Source organism: Paracoccus binzhouensis, from assembly GCF_016446475.1.
Lineage (GTDB): Bacteria > Pseudomonadota > Alphaproteobacteria > Rhodobacterales > Rhodobacteraceae > Paracoccus > Paracoccus binzhouensis.
In genome coordinates this window covers 25,306-34,409 of sequence record NZ_JAEHFP010000040.1, presented here as the reverse complement: position 1 = coordinate 34,409, position 9,104 = coordinate 25,306, and the positions used below count along the sequence as shown (strand labels likewise).

Annotated in this window: 8 protein-coding genes; 4 read left to right on the top strand and 4 right to left on the bottom strand. The window is 64.5% G+C overall.

The features are described 5' to 3' along the window. The first annotated feature begins 182 nt into the window (after nt 1-182). On the top strand, nt 183-1,538 hold the full coding sequence (locus I9P22_RS11200) for an IS1380-like element IS1247 family transposase (protein ID WP_006473457.1): 1,356 nt from the start codon (nt 183-185) through the stop codon (nt 1,536-1,538). A gap of 277 nt (nt 1,539-1,815) precedes the next feature. Here the strand turns inward: I9P22_RS11200 and typA are convergent, their stop codons facing one another. From typA to I9P22_RS11180, 4 genes are all read right to left on the bottom strand, one after another. Beyond that, complete coding sequence (gene typA, locus I9P22_RS11195; protein ID WP_199259558.1) at nt 1,816-3,636, bottom strand: translational GTPase TypA; 1,821 nt, start codon at nt 3,634-3,636, stop codon at nt 1,816-1,818. 264 nt (nt 3,637-3,900) lie between these two features. Next, nucleotides 3,901-4,329: a TIGR01244 family sulfur transferase gene (locus I9P22_RS11190; protein ID WP_199259557.1), complete on the bottom strand. Its 429-nt coding sequence runs from the start codon at nt 4,327-4,329 to the stop codon at nt 3,901-3,903. A gap of 108 nt (nt 4,330-4,437) precedes the next feature. Further along, nucleotides 4,438-5,121 carry a phosphoglycolate phosphatase gene (gene gph / locus I9P22_RS11185; RefSeq protein ID WP_199259556.1) on the bottom strand — a complete coding sequence of 228 codons (684 nt, stop codon included), beginning with the start codon at nt 5,119-5,121 and terminating at the stop codon, nt 4,438-4,440. After that, nucleotides 5,122-5,673, bottom strand: a complete 552-nt coding sequence (locus tag I9P22_RS11180) for a thioredoxin family protein (RefSeq protein ID WP_199259555.1) — start codon at nt 5,671-5,673, stop codon at nt 5,122-5,124. It abuts the gene before it with no gap. 717 nt (nt 5,674-6,390) lie between these two features. Here I9P22_RS11180 and I9P22_RS11175 point away from each other — a divergent pair. From I9P22_RS11175 to I9P22_RS11165, 3 genes are all read left to right on the top strand, one after another. Beyond that, a complete protein-coding gene (locus I9P22_RS11175) occupies nt 6,391-7,035 on the top strand; it encodes a P-loop NTPase family protein (RefSeq protein WP_199259554.1) in 645 nt (214 codons plus the stop codon). A 4-nt stretch (nt 7,036-7,039) separates the two neighbouring features. After that, nucleotides 7,040-8,167 (top strand): TniB family NTP-binding protein, encoded by a 1,128-nt coding sequence (locus tag I9P22_RS11170; RefSeq protein WP_233253336.1) that lies wholly within the window; start codon nt 7,040-7,042, stop codon nt 8,165-8,167. Between the two features lie 90 nt (nt 8,168-8,257). After that, entirely contained in the window at nt 8,258-8,809 is a 552-nt protein-coding gene (locus tag I9P22_RS11165; RefSeq protein ID WP_199259553.1) for a hypothetical protein, read from the top strand. Nucleotides 8,810-9,104: the final 295 nt, after the last annotated feature.

The following is a 9,104-nucleotide window of genomic DNA, read 5'->3' as shown; positions in this document are numbered from 1 at the left end:
GCTCGGATGAAGCCCTCAAAGAATGCCCATTCGTCGTCGGACATCAGATTGCGTGCCAAGGTCACCTCCCACGTAGAGATGATCTTGACCCACATTTCCCAAGTAAGGCGCTGATTTCGCTGTCCTGACCATTATATTTCCTATATAAAACATGGTGTTGAAGGCTGCGAGGGGCGCGTTTCATGGATCACCCAGAGGGTGCGGGCTTGCAACGGGCAGATCGGGTGGATTTCGACCCTCGCGTGCGGCTGGAATTTCGCGGCACGCAGCTCAGTTCCGACGGCGGCCTTCTGGTGATGCGCGAGCTTGATGACGCGCTCGGGTTGTCCGATTTGGCGTCAGCGGCGCTGCGCGATACTCGCTCTGGCAAGAACACGGTCCATCGGCTCGACGGCCTGTTCCGGCAATCAGTCTTTGGGCGGCTGGCCGGATACGAGGATGTCAACGACGCCAACCGTCTCGCCTGCGATCCGGTCATGCGCCAAGTTGTCGGCGGCAGAGCGGTCGATGCACAAGCGGCCTCGGCATCGCAGATGGGACGGTTCGAGACCGAGACGCTGGCTCTGGCCGGGAACCGTGCCGCGCTGGCCGACCTGAACGGGCAATGGATCGACCGGTTCCATGACCGTAACGGGCTGAAGTACATCGTTCTGGACATGGACAGCTCGGTCAGCCCGACCCATGGCGACCAGGAAGGGTCTGCCTGGAATGGCCATTTCGACTGTAGCTGCTATCACCCCAACTTTCTGTTCAACCAGTTCGGGATGCTGGAACGCTGCGCCCTGCGCCATGGCAACGTCCACAGCGCCGATGGCTGGCGTGATGTTCTCGACCCCGTCATTGCGCGCTACGCGGAGCGCGACCTTGGTGGCAGGTTCTTCCGGGCCGATGCTGCCTACGCGATCCCGGCGATCTATGAGCGATTGGAAGAAGCGCGGTTCTTCTACGCCATCCGGCTGCCCGCAAACGCGGTCCTCAAGGACAAGATCGCGCATCGGCTAACGCGCCCTGTCGGGCGGCCGTCACTGACCAAGGTCAAGCGGTTCTTCGAGGAATTCGAGTATCAGGCGGCGTCCTGGGACAAGGAACGCCGGGTGATCGCCAAGATCGAATGGCATCCGGGCGAACTGTTCCCGCGTGTCGGCTTCATCGTCACCAACCTGCCGATGGAGCCGGACTGGGTGGTGCGGTTCTACAACCAGCGCGGCACCGCCGAGCAGCACATCAAAGAGGGCAAATACGCCTTTCGCTGGACGCGGCTGTCGTGCCGGAAGTTCCGCGACAATGAGGTGCGGCTGCAACTGCACGCCCTGGCGTACAACCTGGCCACCTTCTTGCGCTGCATCGAGCTGCCCGAGGCCATGGCCGACTGGTCGTTGACCAGCCTGCAACTGAAGCTGATCAAGATCGGGGCACGTGTGGTCCGTCACGCCCGCACCATCACCTTCCAGCTGGCCGAGGTCGCTGTCACCGGCACGATGGTACGCGCCATCCTCGCCGCTATCCGCCGATTGCGAGCGCCACCGCTATGCGCATGATCGCGATCCACGCTCAAACTGAACGAAAGCGGCTGGACAGATCTGTCCGCTGCGCTGAAAAACGCCGCCCCTGGGCAAGGAAACAGCGGCTTCGCGGTCTGATCCGTCCAGATCCAGCAGTCTGCGCGACCGCAGGTGCCGCTTGCGGCAGAAAATCCTTGTCTAGCGCTCGGATACAGGCGATCTTCACCTCAAACGACACGCCACTTGGGGAATGCAGGCCTAACAGACTTCCGGCATTGCGGAAGTCCGTAATCCTGCGGAACGGGGTATCGGCTCAGGCATCGGCGCGCGACTGCCGCTTGCGCTCATGCGGGTCGAGATGGCGCTTGCGCAGGCGGATGCTTTTCGGCGTCACCTCGACCAGTTCGTCGTCGTCGATATAGGCGATGGCCTCTTCCAGCGACATGCGCACCGGTGGCGTCAGCCTCACCGCCTCGTCCGTGCCCGAGGCGCGGACGTTGGTCAGCTTCTTGCCCTTGAGCGGGTTCACTTCCAGGTCGTTGTCGCGCGAATGCTCGCCGATGATCATGCCCTGGTAGACCTGTTCCTGCGCGCCGATGAACATCTTGCCGCGCTCTTCCAGGTTCCACAGCGCATAGGCCACGGACACGCCGTCCTCCATCGAGATCAGTACGCCCTGGCGGCGGCCCTGGATCGGGCCCTTGTAGGGCGCCCAGCTGTGGAAGATGCGGTTCAAGACGCCGTTGCCGCGGGTATCGGTCATGAACTCGCCCTGATAGCCGATCAGCCCGCGCGAGGGCACATGTGCGACGATACGGGTCTTGCCATGGCCGGCGGGCTTCATCTCAACCAGATCGCCCTTGCGGTTGCCGGTCAGCTTGTCGATCACCGCGCCGGTATATTCGTCATCGACGTCGATGATGGCTTCCTCGATCGGCTCGTGGCGCACGCCGTCGATGTCGCGGAAGATCACCCGCGGGCGCGAGATCGACAGCTCGAAGCCTTCGCGGCGCATGTTCTCGATCAGCACGCCCATCTGGAGTTCGCCGCGGCCCGAGACGACGAAGGCGTCGCCGCCGGGCGTGTCCTCGACCTTGATCGCGACATTGGTCTCGACTTCCTTTATCAGCCGCTCGCGAATCACCCGCGACTGCACCTTGTTGCCGTCGCGGCCGGCCAGCGGGCTGTCGTTGATGCCGAAGGTGACGCTGATCGTCGGCGGGTCGATGGGTTGGGCGGGCAGGGCGGTCTCGACCTCGAGCGCGCAGAGCGTGTCGGCCACCGTCGCCTTCGACATGCCGGCGATGGTGACGATGTCGCCCGCCACTGCCTCGTCGATGGGTTGCTGGGTCAGGCCGCGGAAGGCCAGCACCTTGGAGATGCGGAACTGCTCGATGCGCGCGCCGTCGCGCGACAGCGCCTTGATGGTGTCGCCGGCCTTCGCGCGGCCGGCCTCGACCCGGCCGGTCAGGATGCGGCCGATGAACGGGTCGGCGCCCAGCGTGGTGGCCAGCATCTGGAAGGGCTCGTCCTGGCGGGCGATCTGCTTCGGCGCCTCGACATGGCGCAGCACCAGGTCGAAGAGGGCCGACATGTCCTTGCGCGGCCCGTCCAGCGTCTCGTCGGCCCAGCCGCCGATGCCGGAGGCATAAAGATGCGGGAAATCCAGCTGCTCGTCGCTGGCGCCCAGGTTCGCGAACAGGTCGAACACTTCGTTCAGCGCATTGTCCGGCTCGGCGGCGGGCTTGTCGACCTTGTTCAGCACCACGATGGGCTTCAGGCCAAGCGCCAGCGCCTTCGAAGTCACGAACTTGGTCTGCGGCATGGGGCCTTCCGCCGCATCGACCAGCAGGCAGACCCCGTCCACCATCGACAGGATGCGTTCGACCTCGCCGCCGAAATCGGCGTGACCGGGGGTGTCGACGATATTGATGCGGGTGCCCTTCCACTCGACCGAGGTGGCCTTGGCGAGGATGGTGATGCCGCGCTCGCGCTCGATGTCGTTGCTGTCCATCACCCGCTCGGCCACGGCCTGGTTCTCGCGGAAGCTGCCCGACTGCTTCAGAAGCTGGTCGACCAGCGTGGTCTTGCCATGGTCGACATGGGCGATGATCGCGATGTTGCGGATGTCCATAGGGGGCCTTTATCAGAATTTGCGCCCCCGGTAACGCAGAGGGGCGCGAAAGGCCAGCGTCAATCGCAAGCGCGCCTAGCGCAGGCCCAGCATCCCCAGGATGAACAGCACCACGACGACGAGGCCGACAAGATAGATGATCGAGTTCAAGGCAGATTCCCTCCGCTTCGGCCGCCGCGGGATGCGCCCGCGGCCCCGGCCCTGACGGATCAACCCCGGCCGGGCGCTGCGGGTTCCGGGACGCCCCGAAACCCGCGCCGTCGCTCAGCGCTCCTGCGCGGCCAGCGATTCGATCAGCGGCCGAATCCCGGACAGGTCGTAGCCGGCCCGTGCCGCGGTCTCGATCAGGTCCGCCACCGGCTCCTTGCCGGCCTGGGCCAGCGCCCAGAGCACCGTCGAGCGGTTGCCCGAGCGGCAATAGGCCAGCTTCGGGCCCGGCGCCGACAGTGCCTCGGCCTGGGCCGAGATCATGTCCGGGGTGATGCGGCCGGGGGTGAAGGGGTTGAAGAAATAGCGGATGCCCGCCGCTTCGGCCGCCTGGCGCATGGTCTCGTGATCCTCACCCGGGCCGACCTCGTCGTCGGGACGGTTGTTGATCAGCACGCGGAAGCCGGCCTCGGCCAGCGCCGGCAGGTCTTCGGGCTGGATCTGCGCCGAGACGGCCAGATCCGGGGTCAGTTGGCGCAGGTCCATCGCGACTCCTTGGGCTTCGTTCAGGCCGGTGACGGCCTGGCGCGACGGATCCCGCCGTTTCGCCGCGCTGTCAAGCATTGCCGTGCCGGCGGGATCGGCCGGGCCCCATCAGCCGATGGCGGCGGCCTCCTCGACCAGCAGCGGCAGCCGGGCGAAATCGTCGAAACTGGCCCGGTGCCGCAGCTGCTCGACCGGGGTCTTGCGATAGCCCCGGGTGAACAGCAGGAAGGGCAGTCCGGCATTGCGGGCGCATTCCTCGTCGAATTCGCTGTCGCCGACATAGACGGCACGCGGCGCCTCGGGGCTGGCGCCCAGGGCAGCGACGGCGGCACGCAGCGGTGCCGGATCGGGCTTCCTCTGCGGCAGGGAATCGCCGCCGATCACCACCCGGAACAGCTGGGCGATGCCGAAATGGTCCAGCACCGCCCGGGCCGGGCCCAGTGGCTTGTTGGTGCACAGGCCCAGCGGATAGCCACGGTCGGCCAGCGTGCCCAAGGCCTCGGCGACATTGGGGTAAAGCCGGGTCAGGCTGGTCGCGTCGTGATAGCGGGTCATGAACGAGGTCACCAAGTCGCGATGCGACTCGACCGGCAGCGCCGTTGCGGCGACCACCCGCCGCCACAGCAGGTCCACGCCGCCGCCGACGAAGCCGCGCACCTGATCGAGGGTCAGCGGCGCGACCCCGTGCAGCCGCAGCACGGCGTTCACGCAGGCATGGATGTCGGGGGCGCTGTCGATCAGCGTGCCGTCCAGATCGAAGACCACGGGGCAGGGTGCAAAGCAGATGTTCATTCAAGCCTTCCATTTGATCGAGCAGCCGATCGACGGGATCTGCTCTTGCGGACCATGCCCGGTTTCGGCGATCTGCACCATGGCCTCGAACAGCTCGCGCCGCGCGTCCGGCGCGCCGGGGTTGCGGCCCGAGGCGTCCAGCCGGCCGCGATACTGCAGCTCTCCCGCGGCATTGTAGCCGAAGAAATCCGGCGTGCATTCGGCACCATAGGCGCGGGCGACATCCTGGCTTTCGTCGTAGAGATAGGGAAAGGTGAAGCCGTGCTTCTGCGCCTCGGCCTTCATGTGCGCGGGCGCGTCCTGCGGATATTCCGCGACATCGTTGGCCGAGATCGCCACCACGCCGATGCCGAGCGCCTGCAATTCGGCCGCGTCGCGCTGGATGCGGTCGATGACCGCCTGGACATAGGGGCAATGGTTGCAGATGAACATGACCAGCGTGCCGCGCGGCCCGGCGATATCGGCAAAGGCGACGATCCGGCCATCGGGATCGGGCAAGGCGAAATCCGGGGCCTTTGCACCGAAGTCGCAGACGGGAGGTCGGACAGCCATGGGATCTCCTTCCTTGTGGGTTCGAGATCGGTTTAGCATCAACCGCGGTTTCAAGGCAAAGCGCCTTTGGTCTGGCCCGGCATCCGATGGCCGATATATTACATAATTTCCATTATCAAAAAAATTCTCGGTCAGGCTGTGGTGCGTGTCCTACCACTGAAATAATGGCCATTCGGGCCCTTTTTTTTGTCCTCCCTACAACCCATTATTGCCCATCGCCGCGACTGACCCTGACTAAAGACTATGAGTTTCAGTTCCTTGGTTGAACTCTTCAAACCGGTGCCTGTGGCCGCGATCTGCTGCCCAGACCCAGACCCAGATCGTTGACGGTCGAGACGCTGCCCGGCAAGGTCGTGTCAATCCGTTCCTAAGCGATGGCGCGGCCTGACGGCTACCGGAACTCCGGAGCTAATCCTCGCGACCCCGCCGGAAAGCGCCGTTTTCCCGAACGGCGGAGCCATGTTTCGAAGGCGATCACGATGCTGCAATATGAGTTTCATCAAGGCTTTGCTGGCAGACGTCGGGGTCGACAACGTCCTCTCACGGTCCTGGCGCAATCACCACCCTGCCCTGAGCATATTCCCGATCACACGCGCTGAATGAAAACCCGCCGGCATTCGTCCGTGCGCCCCCTGCCCTGCAGCCATCCAGACCTGACTTACAGCCCGGCCGAGTGCTTGCTGGCCGCCGGTCGCACTTTGCCGAAAGGAATCTCTCATGTCCCGCATCCCGTTCCTTCTCGTCCGAACCTTCGATCCCGGAGAAACGCTCGCGTCGCTCGAGGATCGGTTTCTCCGGCATCTGGGCAAACTGCACGGCGTGGATCCTTTTGCCGATGACGAAGTCCGGGAACGCATTGAGCCGGAGGCAAAGAACGCGCCGATGATCCGTATTGCCGACCGGCACCGGATCCGTCGACGGATCAAGCGTATCCTGAAAGCACGGGACGCGATCAGCGGTTTCGGTCGCCAGAAAGTCGAGGATCGCGCCCGCCTGGAAAAGCTGCACGACGGTGTCCGGCTTGTCAGCATCGTCTCGGAAGCCCATGCTGACGAGATCGCGGCCCGATTGCACGGTGAATTTCCCTGGTGCGACCCCGCCTCGGAATCGGTCTGGTGGTCGTTGCGCCGCTCGGTCCACGACGGCCTTCCCGGCGTCAGATTGGAGCCGCTGCTCCTGGACGGTCCTCCTGGCATCGGCAAATCGGCCTGGGCGCGCTATCTGGGGAAACTGCTCGGCACGCCGATCACCGAGATCGATGCCATGAACGCGAGCGCCAGCTTCGGCATCGGCCTTGCCCCCACGATTCCCGACCTGCCCGACGCGGCCCCCGCAACGCAACCCTGGTCCATCACGGGGTAACCCCATGCCCAATCCCACTGAGGCCGCCCCGATCCTTCAGAAACTGCGCAAGCTCCGCGTCGATACGCCAAGGGACGCCGCATTCACCACCCATCTCGACCGGCTGTTGTGCCTGGATGAGGCGGGCAACCTGCTGCCCGAGCCGCAGCGTTTTTCCGCGGGACGCGAGACTCGCGGCGTGATGGTGGTAGATGGCGCCGGCGGCGGCAGGACCACGCTGATCTCCCGCGCCCTGGAACGGCACTCGGTCCTGTCCGGAGCGACGGGGCAGCACTATCTCGATGCCAGCGTGCCCAGCCCCGCCACATTCAAGAGCATGACCGGTGCGCTGTTGCAGCGCAGTGGTTACCCGGTGATCACCGCCAACCGCGAAGGCTGGCGCCTTTGGGAAACCCTCCGGGGCCAGCTCAAGGATCTGGGCATCGCCGTTCTCTGGATCGGCGAGGCGCATGACCTGTTTTGCGCTGATCGCCACCTGATCCTGCGCGCTCTCAAATCCCTCATGCAGGGTGACGAGGCCGTCATCCCGATCCTTTCCGGCACCGAGAGGTTGCACGAGATCGTCCGTTCCGCTCCGCAGGTCCAGCGCCGGCTTTCGACGCTGATCCTGCCGCCGGTTTCGGAAGTGACGGACGGGGCAAGCTTCTCTGGGGTGATCCGGGAATATTGCCGGATTGCGGGGCTTGAGCCGCCGCTTGACGGTGATCTGATCCCGCGCCTGTTCCATGGCGCGCGTTATCGCTTTGGCCGCTGCATCGAAACCCTGGTCGGCGCGATCGAGTTTGCCCTGGAGGCGGGGGCATCCTGTCTGGACATCGCCCATTTTGCGGAATTCTGGGCGATGCAGGAAGGCTGCCCGCTTGGCGGCAATGTTTTCCTTGCCCCGGACTGGCCGCAGATCGATCCCGACCGGAACGAGGCCAATGACCCGCCTGTCCGCGCGCGGGCCCGGCGGCGGCGGGCAGGAGCATGGCCCGCCTCTGTCTCCTGCTGCCGTTCTGCACCGACGAAACCCATTTGTCCTGGGCGGCGCGCATGGCCGCTTTCCATATCCGCGGCCCCATCGGGACCTTCCTGCATGATCCCGGCCTTGATCCCTTCGTTCTGTCCATCGGCGATCCTGATGAACTGACCCGCCTTTGCACAACCGCCGGGCAAGATCCGGGACCGGTACACCAAAGCAAAGGGCGTCTTTGCCGGAAGCGTTCCGGAAGCCACGGCCATGCTGGAGGAGATCGCCCGCAATGCCGAACCCTGCCCCGGATCCCCGCTCCAGACCTATATCGCTGACAGGATTGCAGGGCGCCCTGGTCCGACATGGCTGGACTGCCTGCCGCTCGAACAAAGCATCCGGGTGACGGAGTTGCCGGGCACCGCGCTGGAATTCGGGCCGGATGCCGCTTTCGACGACCTTTCCGCGCAGGATCAGGATGCCGCCTCCACCTGCGGTTGGGCCTATACCTCCGAGGGGAAGTCGGGATCCGTCGGGCATTCCGAATCCTCCAGGCCGGCTGCGATCCGACGCCGATGCCGCGGCGGGGCAGCAAATGGGACGCTTTCGGCTCGTTGCGGGATGAATGCCACCATCCTGCACCGGGTAGCCCGCCCCCCAGAATCTTCGAAGAGCATATCGAGAGCACGGCGGAATCCTGATCCGCGATCGGCAGGCCAATCCGGCCCTGCCCTCCATCAGATGCCAGACTCGTCAGGCCGCCTTCGGGCGGCCTTTTTCTTTGGCGGCAAGGCAACTTTCGATGGCCACGAATTGCGATGAAAGTGGACAAATCAGAAGAATGAGGATCCATGTATGAAGTAAAATCAATATCTTAGGATTGAGTCCCGAGCATGAGTTGATCACTATTTCAGTTGTTCGACAGACGGACCGGCGAGCAGCCGGACTGCCACCCCCTGACGCGCCCGCCGCCCGCTTGATTCTCGCCCCGATATCAAGGCTGCGCCGGTGCGCACGTTGCACGAGAACATGGCTGTGATCAGGCGACGCATGGTTGAATGCACCAAATCATTCCTTGCCGGTCACGGCCCCCGCGCAGGATTCATGCCCGGAAAAA

Excerpts from the sequence above, each read along its gene's own strand:
- I9P22_RS11180 (WP_199259555.1), bottom strand. The coding sequence starts at position 5,673 with ATGGCTGTCCGACCTCCCGTCTGCGACTTCGGTGCAAAGGCCCCGGAT.
- typA (WP_199259558.1), bottom strand. The coding sequence starts at position 3,636 with ATGGACATCCGCAACATCGCGATCATCGCCCATGTCGACCATGGCAAG.
- I9P22_RS11165 (WP_199259553.1), top strand. The coding sequence starts at position 8,258 with ATGCTGGAGGAGATCGCCCGCAATGCCGAACCCTGCCCCGGATCCCCG.
- gph (WP_199259556.1), bottom strand. The coding sequence starts at position 5,121 with ATGAACATCTGCTTTGCACCCTGCCCCGTGGTCTTCGATCTGGACGGC.
- I9P22_RS11170 (WP_233253336.1), top strand. The coding sequence starts at position 7,040 with ATGCCCAATCCCACTGAGGCCGCCCCGATCCTTCAGAAACTGCGCAAG.
- I9P22_RS11175 (WP_199259554.1), top strand. The coding sequence starts at position 6,391 with ATGTCCCGCATCCCGTTCCTTCTCGTCCGAACCTTCGATCCCGGAGAA.
- I9P22_RS11200 (WP_006473457.1), top strand. The coding sequence starts at position 183 with ATGGATCACCCAGAGGGTGCGGGCTTGCAACGGGCAGATCGGGTGGAT.
- I9P22_RS11190 (WP_199259557.1), bottom strand. The coding sequence starts at position 4,329 with ATGGACCTGCGCCAACTGACCCCGGATCTGGCCGTCTCGGCGCAGATC.